Annotated in this window: 14 protein-coding genes and 2 pseudogenes; 12 read left to right on the top strand and 4 right to left on the bottom strand. The window is 41.5% G+C overall.

The window, feature by feature from the left end; translation table 11 throughout:
• The first annotated feature begins 140 nt into the window (after nt 1-140).
• Nucleotides 141-1,679 (top strand): YifB family Mg chelatase-like AAA ATPase, encoded by a 1,539-nt coding sequence (locus QZ323_RS03180; protein ID WP_294632704.1) that lies wholly within the window; start codon nt 141-143, stop codon nt 1,677-1,679.
• Between the two features lie 846 nt (nt 1,680-2,525).
• Nucleotides 2,526-4,162: pseudogene (locus QZ323_RS03175) on the top strand (SusC/RagA family TonB-linked outer membrane protein); the annotation flags it as partial.
• A 375-nt stretch (nt 4,163-4,537) separates the two neighbouring features.
• Here the strand turns inward: QZ323_RS03175 and QZ323_RS03170 are convergent.
• The 3 genes and pseudogenes from QZ323_RS03170 to QZ323_RS03160 form a co-directional block, all read right to left on the bottom strand.
• Nucleotides 4,538-5,014 (bottom strand): annotated as a pseudogene (locus QZ323_RS03170) (two-component regulator propeller domain-containing protein); the annotation flags it as partial.
• Nucleotides 5,015-5,016: 2 nt separating this feature from the next.
• Nucleotides 5,017-7,083: an acetate--CoA ligase gene (locus QZ323_RS03165; protein WP_294632702.1), complete on the bottom strand. Its 2,067-nt coding sequence runs from the start codon at nt 7,081-7,083 to the stop codon at nt 5,017-5,019.
• A 157-nt stretch (nt 7,084-7,240) separates the two neighbouring features.
• Entirely contained in the window at nt 7,241-7,942 is a 702-nt protein-coding gene (locus tag QZ323_RS03160) for an HAD family hydrolase (RefSeq protein WP_294632701.1), read from the bottom strand.
• Nucleotides 7,943-8,362: 420 nt separating this feature from the next.
• Here QZ323_RS03160 and QZ323_RS03155 point away from each other — a divergent pair, with 420 nt between their 5' ends.
• From QZ323_RS03155 to QZ323_RS03110, 10 genes are all read left to right on the top strand, one after another.
• Nucleotides 8,363-9,958, top strand: a complete 1,596-nt coding sequence (locus tag QZ323_RS03155; protein ID WP_294632699.1) for a tetratricopeptide repeat protein — start codon at nt 8,363-8,365, stop codon at nt 9,956-9,958.
• 131 nt (nt 9,959-10,089) lie between these two features.
• Nucleotides 10,090-10,455 (top strand): DUF3244 domain-containing protein, encoded by a 366-nt coding sequence (locus QZ323_RS03150; protein ID WP_294632697.1) that lies wholly within the window; start codon nt 10,090-10,092, stop codon nt 10,453-10,455.
• A gap of 82 nt (nt 10,456-10,537) precedes the next feature.
• Nucleotides 10,538-12,298: an O-antigen ligase family protein gene (locus QZ323_RS03145; RefSeq protein WP_294632695.1), complete on the top strand. Its 1,761-nt coding sequence runs from the start codon at nt 10,538-10,540 to the stop codon at nt 12,296-12,298.
• A gap of 99 nt (nt 12,299-12,397) precedes the next feature.
• Complete coding sequence (locus QZ323_RS03140) at nt 12,398-13,861, top strand: hypothetical protein (RefSeq protein ID WP_294632693.1); 1,464 nt, start codon at nt 12,398-12,400, stop codon at nt 13,859-13,861.
• A 4-nt stretch (nt 13,862-13,865) separates the two neighbouring features.
• Nucleotides 13,866-14,321 (top strand): hypothetical protein, encoded by a 456-nt coding sequence (locus QZ323_RS03135; RefSeq protein ID WP_294632691.1) that lies wholly within the window; start codon nt 13,866-13,868, stop codon nt 14,319-14,321.
• A 112-nt stretch (nt 14,322-14,433) separates the two neighbouring features.
• Nucleotides 14,434-14,898, top strand: coding sequence for a hypothetical protein (locus tag QZ323_RS03130; protein ID WP_294632689.1), 465 nt, complete (start codon nt 14,434-14,436; stop codon nt 14,896-14,898).
• 74 nt (nt 14,899-14,972) lie between these two features.
• Nucleotides 14,973-15,428, top strand: coding sequence for a hypothetical protein (locus tag QZ323_RS03125; RefSeq protein ID WP_294632690.1), 456 nt, complete (start codon nt 14,973-14,975; stop codon nt 15,426-15,428).
• A 110-nt stretch (nt 15,429-15,538) separates the two neighbouring features.
• Nucleotides 15,539-16,003: a hypothetical protein gene (locus QZ323_RS03120; protein WP_294632689.1), complete on the top strand. Its 465-nt coding sequence runs from the start codon at nt 15,539-15,541 to the stop codon at nt 16,001-16,003.
• A gap of 73 nt (nt 16,004-16,076) precedes the next feature.
• Nucleotides 16,077-16,586, top strand: a complete 510-nt coding sequence (locus QZ323_RS03115) for a hypothetical protein (protein WP_294632688.1) — start codon at nt 16,077-16,079, stop codon at nt 16,584-16,586.
• Nucleotides 16,587-16,667: 81 nt separating this feature from the next.
• Nucleotides 16,668-18,764, top strand: a complete 2,097-nt coding sequence (locus QZ323_RS03110; protein WP_294632687.1) for a hypothetical protein — start codon at nt 16,668-16,670, stop codon at nt 18,762-18,764.
• A 162-nt stretch (nt 18,765-18,926) separates the two neighbouring features.
• Here the strand turns inward: QZ323_RS03110 and QZ323_RS03105 are convergent, their stop codons facing one another.
• On the bottom strand, nt 18,927-20,441 hold the full coding sequence (locus tag QZ323_RS03105) for an SLC13 family permease (protein ID WP_294632686.1): 1,515 nt from the start codon (nt 20,439-20,441) through the stop codon (nt 18,927-18,929).
• Nucleotides 20,442-21,137: the final 696 nt, after the last annotated feature.

The following is a 21,137-nucleotide window of genomic DNA, read 5'->3' as shown; positions in this document are numbered from 1 at the left end:
CCCTTATCTTTCAAAGCTTGTTCTTTTGTTTTTGAGGATTTATCTTCTGTTTTTTCAGGGTATATTCTCCCGTTCTTGGTGTTTCATCCTTTATATTTTATGATCATTAATACCTCATTTCTAATACCTATATTAATCAGATGCTAATCAAAGTTTTCGGAGCGGCTGTACAAGGCATTGACGCAACCCTCATCACCATTGAAGTAAACAGTTCTAAAGGTTGCATGTTCTATCTTGTGGGGCTGCCTGATTCTGCTGTCAAGGAGAGTCATCAACGCATTATTTCCGCATTGCAAGTTAACGGTTATCGGATACCGACCAGCAATATTGTTATCAATATGGCACCTGCCGACATACGGAAGGAAGGTTCTGCCTACGATTTGCCCCTTGCCATCGGAATGCTTGCCGCCGGCGAAGTGATCAGTTCCGAAAAATTGAATCGTTATCTGATGATGGGCGAGCTGAGTCTGGACGGTAGTCTGCAACCTATAAAGGGTGCTCTTCCCATAGCCATCAAAGCTCGCGAACTGGGTTTTGAGGGAATCATCGTTCCCCAGCAGAATGCGCGTGAAGCGGCTGTTGTCAATAAAATCAGTGTGTATGGAGTGGAGAACATCAAGGAGGTCATTGAGTTCTTCAATGACAAGCGAGAACTTACTCCTACTATTGTCAACACTCGCGAAGAATTCTATGCCCGTCAAAGCCACTTTGACTTGGATTTTGCTGACGTAAAGGGGCAGGAGAACGTGAAGCGTGCGCTGGAGGTTGCCTCGGCAGGCGGACACAATATTCTTCTTATCGGTGCACCAGGCAGCGGAAAGTCTATGCTTGCCAAACGGCTTCCTTCCATTCTTCCTCCTTTGTCTTTGGGCGAAAGCTTGGAGACGACCAAGATACATTCTGTTGCAGGAAAGTTACAGGCAGATGCGGGACTTATTTCACGACGTCCTTTCCGCGATCCACACCACACGATCTCTACTGTCGCCATGACAGGCGGGGGAAACTATCCGCAACCGGGTGAGATCAGCCTTGCGCATAATGGCATCTTGTTTCTAGATGAGTTGCCGGAATTCAACCGCAACGTGTTAGAGGTACTCCGTCAACCGTTGGAAGACCGTAAGATTACGATTTCCCGTGTGAAGAGCAATGTGGAATATCCTGCCAGTTTCATGTTGGTGGCTTCGATGAATCCATGTCCCTGCGGTTACTATAACCATCCTACTAAAGCCTGTGTATGTACTCCTGGGCAGGTACAGAAATACCTGAACCGCATATCCGGTCCTCTGCTCGACCGCATCGACTTGCAGATAGAGGTGGTGCCTGTCCCCTTTGAGAAGATATCCGATGCACGGGCGGGGGAATCCAGTGCCGTGATACGCGAGCGCGTGATACGTGCGAGGCAGATACAGGAAAATCGCTATGCCGACCTGCCTGGTGTCTACTGCAATGCGCAGATGAACAGCCGATTGCTCGCACGCTATGCCCGTCCCGACGACAAAGGGCTGGTTCTGCTGAAGAACGCGATGAACCGCCTCAACCTCTCTGCCCGTGCCTACGACCGCATACTGAAAGTGGCGCGCACGATAGCTGACCTTGATGCCTGCGAATGGATACAGCCTTCACACCTTGCGGAAGCCATCGGATATCGGAATCTGGACCGGGAGGACTGGGCAGGGTAGCCTGCTATGGTCAGAGAGAAACATCCTGCGATTGTTTCTCATTAGTTTATCAGCTTGCAAGACACTTGTTGGTGGAATTAAAAGCCTGTTTAGATATTGTTCAGTCTTCTTTTGGAAATTCTTTTTGAGGATGTTTCCCTGTTTTATAAGGTGCATAGCGGGCTATGTGATGAATAGAAAGATGGAAACAGACCGAGAAGACCCCCCAAAGAAACTGAATAAAAGACTTTTTGAAGGAGATTTAAACAGGCTCTAAATATTCAACTGATGTCTTTTTCAAGGATTGGCGTTGAAATGGAACCGGAATCTTAACACGCCGTCCGATAGTGTTATGGGATGTTGATCGGTCGTTTTATCCTTGCCTTATGTTTATATTGTTGGCTTCGCATGCTTACGCTAATCCTGTATCTTGCGACTTTGTATCTTGTGGTCTTGTAACACATAATCCTGTATCTTGTATCTTTGTAGCCCCTTATTAGTCATATAAGAACGTAATAGAGACAAAAAAACGTACCGTTCACTATTTTCCCCTTGTTTTGTATTATTTTCCTCTTTGTTCTCATATAGTCAACTTAACTTTGCAATAATTAAAAACCTAAAATACTGTGATGGCAAAAACATTTTCTCAACTTGTTTCTAAGTCTATGCCAGTCTGCAAGACTAGCATAGAGTCGCAATTCTCATTGTCTCCACCACTGCCGTACGGAGATTGTAACACTCCGTAATACACATTTAATATGTGTATAACATAGATGTAATAGGTAGATCCCATTTTTACCTCCGTAAAATAATAAGTGCTAATACATATAAACAATAAATCATTTTATGACTAAAAACTTTAAATTTATGCTGAATGAACATTTAAGAGGAAAGAGAACATTTGTACAGAGCATGCTCTTTGTCGTGTTCCTGCTGAACAGTACTTTGGCATTTGCCCAAAACAGGGTGACCGGTACTGTAACAGATAAGAGTGGTGAGCCGCTTATCGGTGTCAATGTATTTGAAGCCGGTACCACCAACGGCTGTATCACCGACATCGAAGGAAAATACTCCCTGAATGTAGAAAGAGGAAGAACTCTGATATTCTCTTTTATAGGCTATACCAAACAGGAAGTGAAAGTGACCCAAAGAATCATGAACGTAACAATGTCCGAGGACAACGAATTGCTGGATGAAGTTGTTGTTATTGGTTATGGAAGCATGACCCGTAAAGACGTTACCTCTTCCATCACTACTGTGAAAGCCGACGAATTGAATAAAGGTGTATTTTCCGATGCGGCCAGCATGCTGCAAGGCAAGGTGGCAGGTCTGACGGTGACAACATCCGGAGACCCCAACGGTACGCCCAGTATAACTCTGCGCGGTGCTTCTTCGTTGCGCTCGGGTGCCATGAGCCCTTATTATGTGATCGATGGTATCCCTGGTGTGGATATCTCAATGGTATCTCCCGACGATATTGAGAGCATCGACGTTTTGCGCGACGCTACGGCTACCGCTATCTACGGTTCAAAGGCAGCCAACGGTGTGATTATCGTCACTACCAAGAAAGGTAAGAATAATCAGGAGCGCGTCAACGTCAGCTATTCAGGCTATGTGGCATTTGATAATGCCCTGAAGACGCTGGATATGGCTTCTGCCGATGACATCCGTGGCTATGTGAAACAAAATAATATCAATTACATGTATGACGGTGGCAATAGTACCGATTGGCAGGATGAAGTCATGCAGACAGCATTGAGCCACAATCATAATCTGTCTATCAACGGTGGCGGTCAGAAAACCACCTATATGGCTTCGGTCAACATAACCAAACGCGAAGGCGTCGTAACTGGTTCGAAGATGGATCGTGCCAACTTCCGTTCATTGGTCAGTACCAAAGTGCTGAAGGATAGGCTGGAATTGAGTGCTGGTGTAAATAGTATGTTCGGCAAGCACGTCGGTGTACCTATGGGCGATGAAGGTGCATCCGTGCTTGATGCCATGAACTACTTCAACCCCACGTTGCCTATCCGTCAGACTGACGGTAACTGGTCGCATGGCGAAGGTTCCAGCAACTACAATCCCCTCTCTATGATCTACGAAGACAAGTCGCAGACCGAATGGAAGCGTAATCAGATTCTAGCTAAGGCTACGTTGAACATCATCGATGGTCTGACTTGGAATGCCAACTATTCGTATGATAACCACCAGAGAACCTATAGTGCCTACCATTCGCACAACACCCAAATCAATGACAAGTACGGCAATGTAACTCCCTCGATGAACGGTGTGGCTCAGCGTAGTACTTACTTCGGCCACAATCAAACCTTTGAGACCTATGTCAACTTTGACAAGACCTTCAACGATGTACACAAGTTGGGTCTGATGGCGGTTACTCTTGGGAAGAGAATACCAGCAACGACGGTTTCGGCGTATCGGTACACAACTTCCTGAACGATGACTTGGGCTGGAATAACCTGACTTACGCCGGTATGATCGACGGTCCGCAAAAGGTGGAGTTGGCTCAGCATGCCGGGACGATGGGTGGAATAGCGGTACCGTTTCAGGCTGCGTTCTGCATGGTTATACTTGAAAAGTCCGCGGTTGGAACCAATCCACAGCAAGTCGCCATCGGCTTGCAAGCAAGAGATGCGCCAGTCCTCGCTGAAGGAGACCAAACTATCGGAGAGCAGATGGGCTTTCAGACTGTTGCCGGATTGCTTCTCGATGCAGCACATCCGGTTGTCGATGCCGGCACAAACGGACCAACCGATGTCAAGAATGGCATGTACGGGAGAGGCGGAGTCGTTGTTCAGGCGATACCAAGTCTTCACTTTTCCCTTCTCGTCCAAGTCGATGCACCACAAGTCTTTGTTGCCTGCAATCCATATATTTCCTTGTCCGTCTTTGTAGATGGTACTGACGTATTCACCCATCAGTTGATGTAACGGGCTGTCGGCAGGAAGTGTCAATTCGACCAGAGAATAGGTGTCCAGATCTATGATGTCTATTCCGCCTTCGGAGGCAATCCACAGCCGCCGGAAGTTGTCTTCACAAATTTTGCGGACAAAGTCGTTCTTTAGCCGTATCGGTTCAGTCTGCGTACTGTAGTTCAGGGATTGATAGCCGTCGTAACGTCCTATCCCGCCGTGTGTACCTATCCACACATAGCCATCGGAGTCCTTGAAAATATCGCTGACAAAACTATAAGGGAGCCCTGCATTCTCCGTGATAAACTTAAAATTGTACTGGTTGAAGAAACGCTCTGTACCTTGGGGGAAGAGCGATAATGTCTGCACCAGAAAAATGGCAGATACCAGATTGCGGAAGAAACATTTGCCAACCCTCTTTCTCATTCTCATCCTTTCTTTTCTATCCGAATGCGTGCATCTACTGCGATTACCTGCTTCTCTGTGGCAAGTAGTGGATTGATGTCCATTTCCTTAATTTCCGTAGCAAAGCGCAACAAGGTAGAAAGGCGTACGATGATTTCCGCAAACTTATCTTCGTTCACCCCTTTCTGTCCGCGTGTCCCCTTGATAATCTTGTAGGCGCGGAGGGAATGAATCATAGAGTAAGCTTCACTGTAGGATAGCGGCGCCAAGCCGGAAGAGACGTCTTTAAGTACTTCCACAAAAATGCCGCCCAAACCGCAAAGCACCACATGACCGAACTTCTCTTCGTATTTGGCACCGATGAATAGTTCCGTACCTTTCAGCATAGGTTGTACCAGAATACCGGTTACCTCGGGTATCTGCATCATACGTTCAAACTCGAATGCTAGATGTTGCTCTCCTTTTATATTGAGTACTACGCCGCCGACGTCGGATTTATGAACAGGACCTACAACCTTTGCTACGACCGGGAAACCCGTGCGGCGGGCAAAAGCAAGTACTTCGTCTTTGTTTGCCGATACAAATTCGTCCACTACCGGAATACCGGCAGCGTGAAGCAGCGCCTGTACATAGTGCGGCTGGATGTATCCGTCTTCGGGAATGGAATCGATGATACGTCGGATGCGGGGTACATCCACACCGAAAAGCTCTATCTCGTTAGCGGCAGGTCGGGGGGCATTCATAATGCGGGAGAGTGCCGTGCCTAAAGTCACTTCATCGGCAAAGTTCACATGACCCTTGGCAAGGAAAGCGGATACTTCTGCTCCGGCAGTATTGATGGAAGGCAAGATGGGGAATATCGGCTTGCTGCATGTCTGCATTTTTTCGTGTAGCACATCGTACATATCGAACATGGTAACTAGTCCCGGTGTACCGAAGATAGCCATTACGGCATCTATGTTTTCAAACTTTTCTTCGCAATATTCCAGACAAAGCCGCAAGTGTTCAGGCGTTCCGGTAGCAAGGATATCAATCGGATTACCTACGGCAGCACCAGGGAAGAGCAGGCTTTTCAACTCGTCGGCAACCGAACCTTCCAACTTCGGGACATTCAGTCCGCCTTTGCTCAGTGCGTCGGTCAGCATCACGCCCGGTCCACCGGCATGGGTGATGATGGCGAAGTTCTTTCCTTTCAGTTCGGGTAGGGTAAAGACACAACCTACGGTTGTCAGTTCCTCTCGTGAGTAACAACGTACGATACCCGCCTTACGGAACAGAGCCTCTACCGCAGAATCGCTGCTGGCAATGGCACCTGTGTGCGAAGAAGCCGCACGGCTGCCACTCTCGCTGCTACCTGCCTTGATGGCGGCAATTCGGCACCCTTTCTTTATCAGGGAGGAGGCATGGAACAGTAGGCGATCGGGGTCGCTGATACTTTCGATATAGAGCAGTTTGATTTTGGAGTCTTCTTCCGGACGGAAGTTTTCATCCATATATTGCAGTACGTCTTCCACGCCTATCTGTTTGGCATTGCCCACAGACCATACGGAGTTAAACTGTAAACCTTTGGTCACGGCGCTCTCCAGAATGAAGACGGCCGTTGCACCGGAACTTGAGATAAGGTCTACGCCCTGTTCATGTAGTTGGGGAATAGGCTGGCTGAATACACTATGATGCCAGGTATTCATCAGACCAATACAGTTGGGACCAATCAGGGAAGCACCATACTTGTTCACTGTCTCCAGAATGCGATCTTCCAGTAAGGCTCCTTCGTGTGTCTCCTCACCAAATCCGGCGGACAGGATGATGAATGCCCGTACTTGCTTCTCTGCTGCAAGCACTTCTACGGTATCAGGACACAATTGGGCAGGAATGGCAAGTATGGCAAGTTCCGTTTCGGGAATATCTTTCACGTCGGCATACGCCGTTACGCCTTGCACTTCCGTCTCTTTCGGATTCACGGCGCGTAGTTCTCCGGTGTAACCACCGTTAATCAGATTACGCAGGATAGCGCCTCCCGGTTTGTGTACATTGTTGGATGCTCCTACCACTACGATGCTGGCAGGACGAAGCAATTGGTCTGTTATCATAGCTCATTAACTTTTAATTCATGATACGATGATACAAATATACACCTTTTATGCAATTCTACAACAGGGTGAGGGAAAAGAAAGGCGGGGATAAGAAGAATAATCAGACTTCTTCCGCCCTTGCCGGTTCCCAACCGAAGAACTATTCCGTGTTTCGTCAGAGCCATTCCAACAATTCTGCCGGACTACTCATCTGCTTCAGTCTGGGATGCGTAAACGTTTCCACTACCTCGTGTTTCCACATCACTTCAAAAGGAATATGTATGCCATATCCGCCAATTGCCAACACGGGTTGGATGTCGGATTTCAGTGAATTTCCGATCATCAGAAACTCCTCAGGTGCCACGTGCAGGACTTGTAGCAGGCGATTGTATTCTTTCTCCGTTTTATCGGACATGATTTCGATATGGTCGAAATAGGAAGTCAGTCCGGAACGTTTCAGTTTACGTTCCTGATCCAGCAGGTCACCTTTTGTTGCCACTACCAGTCGATAACTGTTTTGCGCTTTCAGTGCCTTCAGTCTTTTCAGTGTCTCTTCCACGTCGGGTAGCAGCTTGATGGGCATTTCGAGCAAAGACTTACCCAAAAGGATGATTTCTTGTATTTTCTCTGCCGTAATCCTTTGTTCACTAACTCGCAACGCCGTTTCAACCATTGAAATGGTAAATGCTTTGACCCCATAACCCAAGCATTCCAGATTGCCCATCTCCGTTTTAAACAGTTCTTCTGAAATCTCTTGCGCACTGCCGTAGTCGTTCAGTAGCTCCGTATATTTCTGCTCCACTTCCTGAAAGAAAGGCTCATTACTCCAAAGGGTGTCATCTGCATCGAAAGCGATGACTTTTATGTGGTGTTTCATCTTCTTATTACGTTGATTATTTTTTTCTTGCGCAAGATACGGAATATATTCTATACGGTAAAGTGAAAATACGGGCAAAAAACTTTGTATTTTCTTATGATTTAATCAGAAGTTTCCTATCTTTGTTGCGATTAGTAAAACAATTTATTAATGCTCTTTCCAAAAAGACCGATGCAGGAACGGCGAATAAATAACAATTTATATTTCGATTCACTCGCTGTAATGGTTGAATCCTGTCTCCTTTTTATGTATTTGTTATGTAAGATACATATTATAAACAGGTATAAAACATTGCTGACAATTTTCTGCTTGTTGCTTTGTTTGTTCTCTTGCGGAAGCAAACCATATCCTTATGCTTTACTTTCTGCCGATTCCTTAATGAATACTTGTCTGGACAGTGCTGTCATATTGTTGGAAAAAATGGAAGATGGTATATCGCAAGAATCCAAAGAGATACAGATGTTCTACTGGTTGCTGACCATAAAAGCCAAGGATAAGGCATATATTACGCATACTTCCGATAGCCTGATCCAAACCATAGTGCACTATTATGAGAAAAAGAAAGATGAAAAATATCTGCCGGAAGCATACTATTATGCCGGACGGGTATATCGGGATTTAGGAGATGCTCCGCAGGCGTTAGACTATTTCTTCAAAGCTGCCGAAATAGCAAAAGGGTGTACCGATTATAGACTGATCAGTAGAATTTATAGTCAGACAGGGACGTTGTTTCTGTATCAGGACACTTATAACGAGGCTTTAGACGTTTTCAGAAAAGCTTGTCAATATTGCTTTTTGGCCAAAGACAGTATAGGCGTAATCTATAGTTTAAGAGATATAGGACGTACTTTTACTACGCTTAATCGTGCAGACAGCTCAATCTACTATTATAAAAAGGCTTTTATCAAGGCGGAACAGATGCAGAATAAACCTTTGATGGGAATAGTCCTGAGTGAATTATCCGGTCTTTATCTTCAGTTGAATAGGTATCCGGAGGTCAGTGATGCCATTCAACGCTCCAATCAGTATATAAAGAATTTGGATTTGGCTCCTCACAACACGATATTGGCTGATTATTATTATCAGATGAATCAGTATGATTCTGCTGCTTTTTATTATACAAAGGCATTAAGTTCTGATGATTTCTATCAGAAGCAGAGCAGCTATAAGGGGTTAGGAAGTATAGCCCGCAGGAAGGGGCGTTATGAAGAGGCTGTGGATTATTTTGACAAATACCTCATATATACTGATTCTATTAAAGCGCATACCCATACGGAAACTGTCCGCAAAATGCAATCTCTGTATAATTATCAGTTAAGAGAGAAGAAGAATCGTGAACTACAACAAGAGAATGCGATGCAGAAACTTTGGCTTATGGCTTTAATTTCGGTCATCATGCTATTAATGGCTCTTTTCATCAGCTATCATCAATACAACAAGCGTAAAAAGCAGAAAAGACTGGCGCAACAGAGATTATTGGATGAATACAAAGAAAAACGATATCACGAAAGTATTCAGTACATCAGGCATAATGAAAGACAACTATGCCTATTGGAAGAAACCTTAAAACAGGCAGAGGATGAAAAGAATGAACTGTGGCAGCATCTGATTAATGCTCGAAAGGAGTTATTGGTATACACCAACAAGCAAGTTGAAGCCAAACAGAAAACATTGCAGATTTCTGAGATGGCTTTACAAGAATCCGAGATTTATAAGAAATTTCATTTGGCAAATCAAAATTCGAAAATACAACCGGAAGATTGGAATCTTCTTGCGGAAGAAATTGACAAGACATACAATGACTTCACATCACGGCTTTATGCATTATATCCATTCAGTGAAAGAGACATACGTATCTGTTTGCTTATCAAGATTAACTTGAGACCCAGCCAAATAGCTCCCCTTATTCCATGTGCCAAGCAGACCTTGACCTCTATTCGTAAGAGAATGTACGAAAGAGTTCATAATCAGTGTGGTACTCCCGAATCATGGGACGATTTCATTCGGAAATTCTAATACTTCTGTACGAATTTGTACAGTTCTGGGACAAAAGCTGTATAAGAATCGTACAAAACTCGTACAACTCCAAAGGCGCTTTTTGGAGAGAAGTTTGTTCCTTTGTAACCTAAATTTTAACAATTAATATTATGAAACATTTTAGAGTTACATTTCTTGTTTTAGTTATGTTCATGGTAACTGCCAAAGTTTTTGCTGAAGAAAAAAATATAGAGGTAAACAAAGCACATTGGCATCAAGATTTGCGTTCAGTATCTTACGTTCCGACAATTACGCATGACGACAATTTGTTCCATATCTATTCGGATATGGATATGGAGAATCTCCATATTGTAATAAAAGATGTGGCAGGAACGATTCTGTATTCCAGTATTGTTACTATATCAAGTGTCCAACCATATTCTTTCACTGTAGTGGACATGAGTGAGGGCGAATTTGTAATAGAATTAACTCATGGGAATAAATATCTTTATGGATATTTTGATATCTCATTATAGAACTGTCTGACGATATAACATTCGTGTTTTTTTAGAAGTAACATTGTTTTAGTCTAAATCAATAGAAATAACAAACACTTATATGTTTGCTATTGGACAATTGAACAAGATGGAAGCAGGGAAAAGAATGCAGGGTACAGAGGTGATTGTCTTGACAGGAGTTTGCCTTGTTATGATAGGAAATGTATTCTGTATTCCTGATGTGTTCGTTGATCGTTTTCGAACTCCTTCTGTCTTGCTGACGGGGATTATTATGGGTATTTGGGGGATTGTCTGGTGTCTGGCATCCCCTAAAAAGCCCTTTTACCTTTCGGATATAAAGTTTCTGATAGGGATACTGGTGTATATGTTTTATGAGATTATCAATGGGGCTGATGGGATATTCCTGTTAATGAATTTATGTTATTTCCTATTTCTATTCGACGGATTATGCAGATGTAAAAGAGTGAAGCCGGTGATTGGCGTAATCTGCCTTTTATTGGCTTGTTGTACTTCTTTGTTTGCCTTTTTGCAGTACCTGAATTGTATTCCATCTTATCATGCTGTATTCACGGTGACGGGACCATTTGATAATCCGGCGGGATTAGCCTGCCTTTTAGCAGTGTTGTTTCCGGTTACTTTACTATTTCTTGCTTCAAGGACGCTTATTATTAAGATTCTGTCTGTTGCGACAGGCATTTTTATAATTGGAATCATACTATTATCTGCTTCTCGCACGGCTTTACTATCTGTGTTTGTCGTTTTGGCTATATACAGTTGTTATAAGATGCTTCATTGGAAGCTCTCAATCCTTTTAGGCTGCATTTCATTACTGATTATCTACTTGTTATATAAGATAAATCCGGCTTCGGCAGATGGGCGAATACTGGTTTGGAATTGTTGCTTGATGATGATTACCGATAACATTTGGACTGGGATTGGAATAGGCAATTTTCAAAAGGATTATATGATGGCGCAAGCGGATTTCTTTAAGTTACATCCAGGCTCGAGTGATGCGATGCTGGCAGGTAATGTGCAACATCCTTTTAATGAATTTATAGGTTTGCTCGCTGAACAAGGAGTCATTGGCTTTGTGCTGGTTGCTTGTCTTTTGGGATATGTAATCAGGCAGGTATATCTGCATGCTGCTTCGGATAGAAAAATCATATTGTTGTTTTTGCTTTCGTTCGCAGTATGCTCCTCTTTCTCATATCCGTTTGATTATCCGATATTTCATATACTGTTGATAACTCTTGTTGCTGTAATGCTAAGTAATGACCCAAAGGTCGAAGTGAAGTTTCCAAAGTGGAGATTTCTTTTCCTGATTCTGCTGTTCTTTTTATTTCTCATTTCCGATTCGATAAGAAAAGGACATGATGAATTACGGTGGTATAATGCATGCTCGGCAGTGGAAGAAGGGGAAATCTCAAAGCAAGATGTCGAGCGATTCTCTTCCTTGTACAATAACTCTTATTTGAAGGATAATGGAGATTTCTTGTACAATTATGCTGTAATACTATATGAAGTTGCTGAATATAGCAAGTGCCTATCGGTTCTTGAGCGTTGCCAAAGTAGGATAAGGGATTATGATGTACAGTTACTAATAGGATACAACAATCTGGCATTAAAGGATTATTGTAGTGCGGAAAATGCCTATCAGACAGCTTCCCGCATGATACCTAATAGGTTATTGCCCCGATATGAATTGATGCGGTTATATAATTTGACGGGACAAACCTCAATGGCAGTGCGAATGGCACAGGAAATAGTAGAACAACCATTGAAGATAACTTCCCCGAAAGCTTTGCTTATGAAACAGGAGGCTATGGAATATATGTCAAACAATCTAAAAGAAAGGAGGTAAGTATGAGAAACGAATAAAAGATGAATAGGAAATTTTTATGGACTTGCTGATATGCAAGTCTGCACTTCTAAATTAAAAATAAATCTAATCAATTAAAAAATGAAATTAGCGAAATTAACGAAATCTTTTTTGAAATCCGTTGCATGCATCTTTGCCTTGGTTTCCATATCCTCTTGCCAGGAAGATATGGAAACGATGTATATGCAATCATCGGAGAACACAGTGCTCACTGAGCAATTGAATGCTGCAAAACGCTGGTACGAAATTCAAAAAACGAATGGGAAAACGCGTAGCGTGGACAGCCAAATGCAAATGTATAAAGAAGACCCCAGTTGGAAATACTTTGCGGTAAACCGTAGGAAGGACTTTACCGCAGTGGATATTGACCTGACAGACTGTATCTCTTTGGATTTTGTGCCACAAGATAACTATGAGGCTTTCCAAAGGACAGGAAACTGGGACTTTCGTCGTTCCTATACCCGCTTGGTATATACGTTTGACAAGAAGAACAATAAAGAGAAGGGCTTCTTGATGACCATTGTTCCCAGCAAATATTATGCGAAGACTTATAGCAAAAGAATCAGAAGAAATACGTATCTTCATCGCGATAAATATCTAAGTGGATATGTGCTCTTTCATCATTTGGATGGAACATTTGCGAACGGTTGGGAATACAAGCGGGGTAAAGTCATTAGAAAGGTGAATATGAAGATGCAGACTGGGGATTTGAACTCCGGACGTATCCTTATGCACACCTTGTCTGCCAATTATACGGTTACTCCAAAAGTATATAGTCCAACGCAAACTCGTTCCGATTCCGAAGGTGATGGAGATATAGATGGAGGATGGTTAGGTGAAGTAGTGATAACTCCGGATCCCGACCCGGATCCATATCCTGACTTGCCTACTTCTTGGGTAGATTGGCTTGACGATCCTGATCCCGAGCCGGATCCGGATGATGGATGGTATTGGGATGATGAAGATGATGGCTATGTGGGAAGTGAAGATAGTAATGTTGGTAATGATCCACATGCAGATTTTGATAAAACGGTTCAACATTTAACAACTGAATTGACGAAGAAGGGTATAGATATGTCCAAGTATGTGATAGTAAAAGGTAAAGAATGTAGTGCTAATGCACGAGTTTCAAAAGGTAAAATAGAGATATGTTCTGAATTTTATCGTTGGGGTGCTAATACTCAAGTGGCCATTGTTTGGCATGAGATTTATCACGTAGAACATGATAAACCTTGTAATAAGGATTTTATACGTTTAGCTGAACCAATAAACAGAACACCTCCTGCTGAAATAAGAGATATAATTATGAGTGAGATAGATCATAGTTATGGCCCTTCTTATGTAGAACAAGAATATATAGGGTATACTACTTTTTACGTTGCTTTTGATCCTGTTTATATTCAAAATGAAATAAATACTTATACTGCGGAAATAAAAGAGTTTTCTGATAAAAATTTGGATACCGAATATGCTAATCACAGATATATTGAACTGTGGCAAGCTCAACAAAAATTAGATATAGCTAATACTTATTATAAAAAATAATATTATGAAACATGTATGTACTTTTATATGGTTTGCGTTAGTATTCCCTATTTGTATTGTAGCTCAAGATAAACCATTAGATTTTCAAATACAATACAATAAAGAAACTAAGAATTTGGCATTTACCATAACTAATAAAGCAAAGGCTGAAATTTATTTTATGAATGATAGAGGTAATAAACAAGGTAGTCTTTTTTGGCTGAAGGCTTATGATGTGGATAATAAATGTATTTTCAATATTGATTTCATCTATTGTCAAGAAGGAAAAGAATGTAGTAAAGTTTTTGTTATCCAGCCAGGTGAGACTATTGTTTGTAGTTATCCTTCTTTAGTTGAAGAATACATAAAAAGATATCATTCGTCTACTAAGAAAATAGAGATAGATGCTTTATTGCTATATGGTATAAAAGGAGGGAAAAAGCTTGTTTTTGATATAGTTAAAGCAAGCTTCGACTATTAAGTTTGTTATTTCTAAAAAAAACGGACTGATAAGATGTTTCATTTAAGGTCTGATTGATATCAATAACTATGATATGTTTTATCTTATCAGTCCTTTCTTAAAATCTATTTGTATGAGAACTTTTATTTTTACGATTTTCATCCTTTGCAGTACTTTAGTACTTGGACAAGATTTTGAATATGAATATCGGATAAATTTTGTTGAAGTTACGGCCAAGGGAGAAACATTTTCTAAGACAGGTAAAAAGCAAACTGAACACATAGGTTTTAGTCTTGATAGTGATTATTGGGTATCTACTATATTGTGTAAACATAGAACCTATCTTACGGAAGAGCAACTTGAGATTTTGAAAGAAAGTCGTCCAAATTTGGTAGCTAAAATGATTATTACTTATAAAGGTGATATCGAGTCTGTAACTTTCCTTATTAGAAATGAATTTTTTAGTTCCATACCAGAAGATGTAATTCGAAAGTTGTATAACGATTATCGCAATACCAAAATAGATGTAAGCAAAGGACATTTTGATCCTCCTTTGGATGAGAATACTTATGCTTTGATTCATTTTCCCTTGAGATAGGAAATGTAGGCCGGAAGATGTGCCCATACTCATGCTGGGCATATCTTTTAATTTTGTTATAAACAATAGTCCCCATGAAACATGTATGTATTTTTATTTGGTTGGTTTTAATGTTTCCTATTTGTATTGTTGCACAAGATAAACCATTGGATCTTCAAATACAATACAATAAAGAAACAAGAAAATTGGTACTTACCCTAACTAATAAAGCAAAGTCTGAAATTTATTTTATAAATGACCGTGGTAACCTACAAGGTAGTCTTTTTTGGTTGAAAGCGTACGATGCGGATAACCAATGTACTTTCAATCTTGATTTTATCTATCATCAAGATGGAGAAGAACTAAAGAAAACATTTATTATACAACCAGGTGAGACTATCGTTTGTAGTTATTCCTCTTTAGTAAAGAGATATATTGAAGAGGAGCATCCGTCTACTAAGAAGATAGAGATAGATGCTTGGTTGGTGTATGGAGTAAAAGAACAAAAACGTCTTACTTTTGATGACGTTAAAGCAAGCTTTGACTATTAGTTCGCATCTTTCTTAAAGAAGGACTGATAAGATGTTTCATTTAAGGTCTGATTGATATCAATAACTATGATATGTTTTATCTTATCAGTCCTTTCTTAAAATCTATTTGTATGAGAACTTTTATTTTTACGATTTTCATCCTTTGCAGTACTTTAGTACTTGGACAAGATTTTGAATATGAATATCGGATAAATTTTGTTGAAGTTACGGCCAAGGGAGAAACATTTTCTAAGACAGGTAAAAAGCAAACTGAACACATAGGTTTTAGTCTTGATAGTGATTATTGGGTATCTACTATATTGTGTAAACATAGAACCTATCTTACGGAAGAGCAACTTGAGATTTTGAAAGAAAGTCGTCCAAATTTGGTAGCTAAAATGATTATTACTTATAAAGGTGATATCGAGTCTGTAACTTTCCTTATTAGAAATGAATTTTTTAGTTCCATACCAGAAGATGTAATTCGAAAGTTGTATAACGATTATCGCAATACCAAAATAGATGTAAGCAAAGGACATTTTGATCCTCCTTTGGATGAGAATACTTATGCTTTGATTCATTTTCCCTTGAGATAGGAAATGTAGGCCGGAAGATGTGCCCATACTCATGCTGGGCATATCTTTTAATTTTGTTATAAACAATAGTCCCATGAAACATGTATGTATTTTTATTTGGTTTGCTTTAATGTTTCCTATTTGTATTGTGGCTCAAGATAAACCATTGGATCTTCAAATACAATATAATAAGGAAACTAAGAATTTGGTATTTACCGTAACCAATAAAGCAAAGGCTGAAATTTATTTTATGAATGATAGAGGTAATAAACAAGATAGTCTTTTTTGGTTAAAGGCTTACGATGCAAATAACGAATGTACCTTTTGGCTTGATTTTGTTTATTGTCATGCTGGAGAAAAAATTAGGAAAGTATTTGTTATGCAACCAGGTGAGACTATAATTTTTAGTTATCCTTCTTTATTAGAAAGATATATTGAAGCGAATCATCCATCTACTAAAAAAATAGAGATAGACGCTTGTCTGGTATATGGAACCACCGATCCCGTAAAACTTATTTATGATAGGGCTACAGTAAGCTTTGATTATTGGTTTGCACATCTCTTAAAAGAAAGGACAGATAAGATGTTTCATTTTAAGGCTTAATAGATATCAAAATCAGTAGCTATGATATGTTTTGTCTTATCAGTTCTTTCTTAAAATCATATTTATATTATTAAACGACACATGAAAAGAGGACAAAAGTTATTCTATGTACTTATCGTTTTGTTATGTCACGCTTGTTCGTCTGATTATCCTGAAGATGTTCAAGAAGCGTTGAAGTTGGCACGGCGCAATGTTGTGGAACTGGAGAGAGTCTTGAACTATTACAAAACGGATTCTCTAAAGTATAAAGCAGCTTGTTTCTTGATAGCCAATATGCCTTATCATGGAAGCAGGGAAGAAGTATCATTGTCTAATGAATACGTTGATTATTTCACTACGACCGATTCACTCTTTAATTTGTATTTTGGAGGAATGACGGCCAAGCAAATAAAGACACGTGCATTTAAGATTCCCGACTCCATTCGGAACCGTTTGTCCTCAATCTATAACGAATTTCCTCAGCCTGTTTATTCCAAAGGGAAGAAGGATATTGAAACAGTCTCTGCTGATTTCCTGATAGATAATATAGAAACAGCTTTCAGCCTATGGCGTTCATCCCCGTTACTGAAGGATATGTCATTTGATGAATTTAAAGAATCTGTCTTACCTTACCGCGCAACGGATGAGCCTTTACTATATAAGAAATCGGAACTCCGGGAAAGATTTCATTCCATATTAAGTATGGAGGGGACGGATAAAATCACTGTCCCTATCGAACGCTACAAAATGTATATCCTAAAACAGCAGCGTATCAGTTATTATACAGAGCGGAAAAACAATCTGGAGTTATATGACTTGTTCCTGCCTTCTACGGAATTTAACTGCCACAATCAGGTTACCTGGACTGCCAACTTGTTCAGAGCATGCGGGATTCCTGTCTGCTATGAATTTACTCCGCAATGGCCTGATAGGGAAAACCGTCATTTTTGGAACGCATCGCCCGACTCTACCGGAATATACATTCCCTATTCTACGCCTCAGAATAATTTGAAGGAAGACTGGGATGAACATCTGAAATATGCGGGAAAAGTGTATAGAAGAACTTTTGGCATTAATAAGCAAGCGCCTTATTTCTTGAAAGCTCCCAAAGAGGTTGTTCCTGAGATTCTTTCTCTGCCTACTTTGCAGGATGAGACCTACCGTTATCATCAAACGGTTTCTCTTGAGTTGCCTTTCACTGCATCAACTCATAATCGTTTGGCGTACTTATCGTATATTACCCGGAGTGGTATAGTGCCTGTCGCATGGGGAGAAATAAACTCATGCGCCGAGAAGGCTGTGTTCCATCAAGTACCTCTTTCCATGACTTTCATTCTTTCCTATTATGAAGGTGATAGTTTGAAGACTGTGGGTGAGCCGTTCAGGTTGGTTTCATTGAAATACATAGAAGACACACCTCAACCCCTCACTGCCCGTGAAAACGCATCGGCTTTGTCATTGAGTTGGAATGGGGCAGATTTGCTTTGTGCAGAAGACAAAGATGTGGAAAATGGTATTTCTTATAGAGAGTATCGATGTGATACGACAAGGTATATGGATATGCTTTTGTATCGTAAATACCCTTTGAAACCGCATTTGCTTAAATTGCACAAGCAACTTAAGGGTGCTTATGTTCTTGCACGCAATAAGCTTCATGATCATTATGATACCATTGCCGTTTTGTCGGAAACGCCTAAGCCTGACTGGCAAACTGTTACGGTCAAAAACACTAAACGGTATCGTTATTTTATCCTTGCCACTGCAAACAGGCGTCCTCTGAATATCGCTGAGATAGAATTTTGGGGGTATGACACTTCATCCCCACAGGGTACGGATGATATGCAGAAACTGGAGATGAAAGCCGCTGAAACGTACTGGAACGCGATAGATGAAGATGCAGAAACTTTTATCAGTGCGCCAACAATGGAATTTGAACTTGAGTGCCCCGCCGTGATAAAGGAGATGAAATTCATTCCACGTACGGCCAATAATATGATAGTAGCAGGTAATCTCTATTCGCTTTGTTATTTCCAGGACGGAATTTGGAAAGAATTTGAACGGAAAAAGGCTAAAGACGGCTCTCTTTCTTTCAAGAATGTACCTGCCGGCGGGGTGTACATTCTTAAGAATTTGGATTACGGGAAAGAGGAATTACCTTTTCTATATGAAGGAGGAAAGCAAATCTGGATTTCACAATAACCCTCCGAGCTTGTGTTGATGGATTTTTCCTGTGTATTATTAAAAAAAAGTAATCTGCAAGTTTTCGCATCTTTATAGTCGAAAACTTGCAGATTCTACCAATTGTTCATCCCCTTACTATTTTCATTCAGGCATAGGCAGGGGAGGATTTTTTAATACTTTCTATAACAGTCCGTTCGAGCCCAGTATGATCAACATGGTATATCCCAGTATAAGTCCGATGATACCCATGATGATTCCCACCTTTTCCATCTCTTTCTGTTTGATCATGCCCGTTGCATGTGCCAGTGCATTCGGCGGTGTACTGATAGGTAATATCATTGCCAGTGACGAACCGATGGCCACACCTATCAGCAGTGTCTCCACGCCTCCCAGCGACATGAGGTTCTCACGCATACTGCTTCCGGCAATGGCAAGGATAGGAACGAGCAGAGCCGCTGTAGCTGTGTGTGAAATGAAGTTTGCCATAGCGTAACATATCAGTCCGGAACCTACGATCATCAATACAGGTGGCCAAGTGTTGAACGGAATAGCCTCGATCATGTGTTTGGCCAGTCCGGTCTCCTGCAAGGCGACACCCAATGCAAAGCCGCCGGCAACCATCCAAAGCACACTCCAGCTGATTTCTTCCAAGTCTCTCTTGGTGATTACTCCCGTCACGCAGAACACTGCCACCGGAATCATAGCCACTACATTGGAGTTGACTCCCGTAAACTTGTCGAACATCCACAGCAACACCGTCACCGCAAACGTAATGTACACCACGATGGAACGCCAGTCCTTCTTTGCCTCACCGTCGATCTGTAGCTCAATGGTCTTCTGTTTGAAGGGGAACAGGCGCAACAGGATGAACCAAGCGATGAATAACACAATCAAGGTATAGGGAAGCATGAATCCCATCCACTCTCCGAAACCGATGTTCAGGTTCAATCCTTCGGGATCATTCAGGTATTTCAGGGCGATGGCATTGGGCGGTGTTCCGATAGGAGTACCCATACCGCCTATGTTGGCAGCTACAGGGATGGCCATTGCCAGACCTACCTTGCCTTTCCCGTCTGCCGGAAGCGCTTTCAGCACCGGGGTGAGGAAAGTGAGCATCATAGCCGCCGTTGCCGTATTGCTGAGGAACATGGAAAAGGCTGCCGTAACAAGGATGAATCCCAACAGTACATAGCGCGACTGTGTGCCGAAAGGTTTCAGCATGACGCGTGCTAACAGTACGTCAAGATTACTTTTGGTAGCGGCAATTGCCAGAATGAATCCACCGATGAACAGCATGATGATGGGGTCGGCAAAACAGTGCATGATAGATTTGTACTTCACTGTTTGTCCCAGTTCTTCGGCAGATATTCCTTGGGTGAACAACCACAGACTACTGTCGGAGGTAGTGAGCAGAAGCAGCACTACAATCAGCACCGAAGTGGTCCATGCGGGTATCGCCTCGAAAACCCACATCAGTGTGGCAAATACGAAAATGGAAATCAGTCTCTGTTCGATTATCGTCAGTCCTTCTATTCCGAACGTCTCTATCGGAAGCATCCACAGGGTGAGTGAGACAACGATGGCTATAGCCAGTTTAACACATCGGGCTACCGTGCGGTTCTCTGCCAGTCGTTTGGCCTTCTTTAAATCATGGTAAGCCTCCACTAAGTGGAAACCTCTAAAAATTTTATACATGGTATTTAATTGTGATTAAGATGATTTTTTTAAAATTTCCGCGAAATTACGGAAAAATATTCGGTTTCCATACCTATAATCTGAAAAAGAGGTGCGAATTGTCTTTATCCTTTGGGAAAAACTATGTAGGTATGAATCATGGGTGTGAATCATCCGTGCGTCTTGTCTTCTCTGTTATTTTTTTGTGTGTGTTCATTCTTCACATCCTTCACCTGTTATTCTTTTCTCTTACTTACAGATGTTTATGGTGAAACATCTTTTTGCCTTTGCCGTCCAGTTGTATATAGTGTTTCTTTTAAAAATTCTATTATAGTGGTTCTTTATACGTATAAAACACTAATCTATCCAGTTTATACTTATGACAGAAAGCTTTAGTGTTTTGAGTGAAAACAAGCGGTGTTTTGAGTGAAAACAAGTGGTGTTTTGAGTGAAAACAAGTGGTGTTTTGAGTGAAAACAAGTGGTGTTTTGAGTGATATTTGTCTTGCAAAACGACTGATTTCGTCTCGTGGGCTGAATAAAACTGTCTCGTGAGCTGAATAGAATCGTCTCATGAGCAGACGAAAATCATCTCATGGGATGGTTTTATCCGTCTCACGAGGCAAAATCATTCGTTTCTAACTCCAATACAAGGCACTCGGAGCGTCTGAAGTTCACGTTTACGCCGCTAAACCTTAGCTTTGGCATGCTTAACCTA

The sequence above is a fragment of the uncultured Bacteroides sp. genome (assembly GCF_910585845.1).
Taxonomy (GTDB): domain Bacteria; phylum Bacteroidota; class Bacteroidia; order Bacteroidales; family Bacteroidaceae; genus Bacteroides.
Note: the sequence above shows the minus strand (reverse complement) of the source record. Positions and strands in the feature narration are given on the sequence as shown.

Excerpts from the sequence above, each read along its gene's own strand:
- QZ323_RS03180 (WP_294632704.1), top strand. The coding sequence starts at position 141 with ATGCTAATCAAAGTTTTCGGAGCGGCTGTACAAGGCATTGACGCAACC.
- QZ323_RS03165 (WP_294632702.1), bottom strand. The coding sequence starts at position 7,083 with ATGATAACAGACCAATTGCTTCGTCCTGCCAGCATCGTAGTGGTAGGA.
- QZ323_RS03160 (WP_294632701.1), bottom strand. The coding sequence starts at position 7,942 with ATGAAACACCACATAAAAGTCATCGCTTTCGATGCAGATGACACCCTT.
- QZ323_RS03155 (WP_294632699.1), top strand. The coding sequence starts at position 8,363 with ATGGAAGATGGTATATCGCAAGAATCCAAAGAGATACAGATGTTCTAC.
- QZ323_RS03150 (WP_294632697.1), top strand. The coding sequence starts at position 10,090 with ATGAAACATTTTAGAGTTACATTTCTTGTTTTAGTTATGTTCATGGTA.
- QZ323_RS03145 (WP_294632695.1), top strand. The coding sequence starts at position 10,538 with ATGTTTGCTATTGGACAATTGAACAAGATGGAAGCAGGGAAAAGAATG.
- QZ323_RS03140 (WP_294632693.1), top strand. The coding sequence starts at position 12,398 with ATGAAATTAGCGAAATTAACGAAATCTTTTTTGAAATCCGTTGCATGC.
- QZ323_RS03135 (WP_294632691.1), top strand. The coding sequence starts at position 13,866 with ATGAAACATGTATGTACTTTTATATGGTTTGCGTTAGTATTCCCTATT.
- QZ323_RS03130 (WP_294632689.1), top strand. The coding sequence starts at position 14,434 with ATGAGAACTTTTATTTTTACGATTTTCATCCTTTGCAGTACTTTAGTA.
- QZ323_RS03125 (WP_294632690.1), top strand. The coding sequence starts at position 14,973 with ATGAAACATGTATGTATTTTTATTTGGTTGGTTTTAATGTTTCCTATT.
- QZ323_RS03120 (WP_294632689.1), top strand. The coding sequence starts at position 15,539 with ATGAGAACTTTTATTTTTACGATTTTCATCCTTTGCAGTACTTTAGTA.
- QZ323_RS03115 (WP_294632688.1), top strand. The coding sequence starts at position 16,077 with ATGAAACATGTATGTATTTTTATTTGGTTTGCTTTAATGTTTCCTATT.
- QZ323_RS03110 (WP_294632687.1), top strand. The coding sequence starts at position 16,668 with ATGAAAAGAGGACAAAAGTTATTCTATGTACTTATCGTTTTGTTATGT.
- QZ323_RS03105 (WP_294632686.1), bottom strand. The coding sequence starts at position 20,441 with ATGTATAAAATTTTTAGAGGTTTCCACTTAGTGGAGGCTTACCATGAT.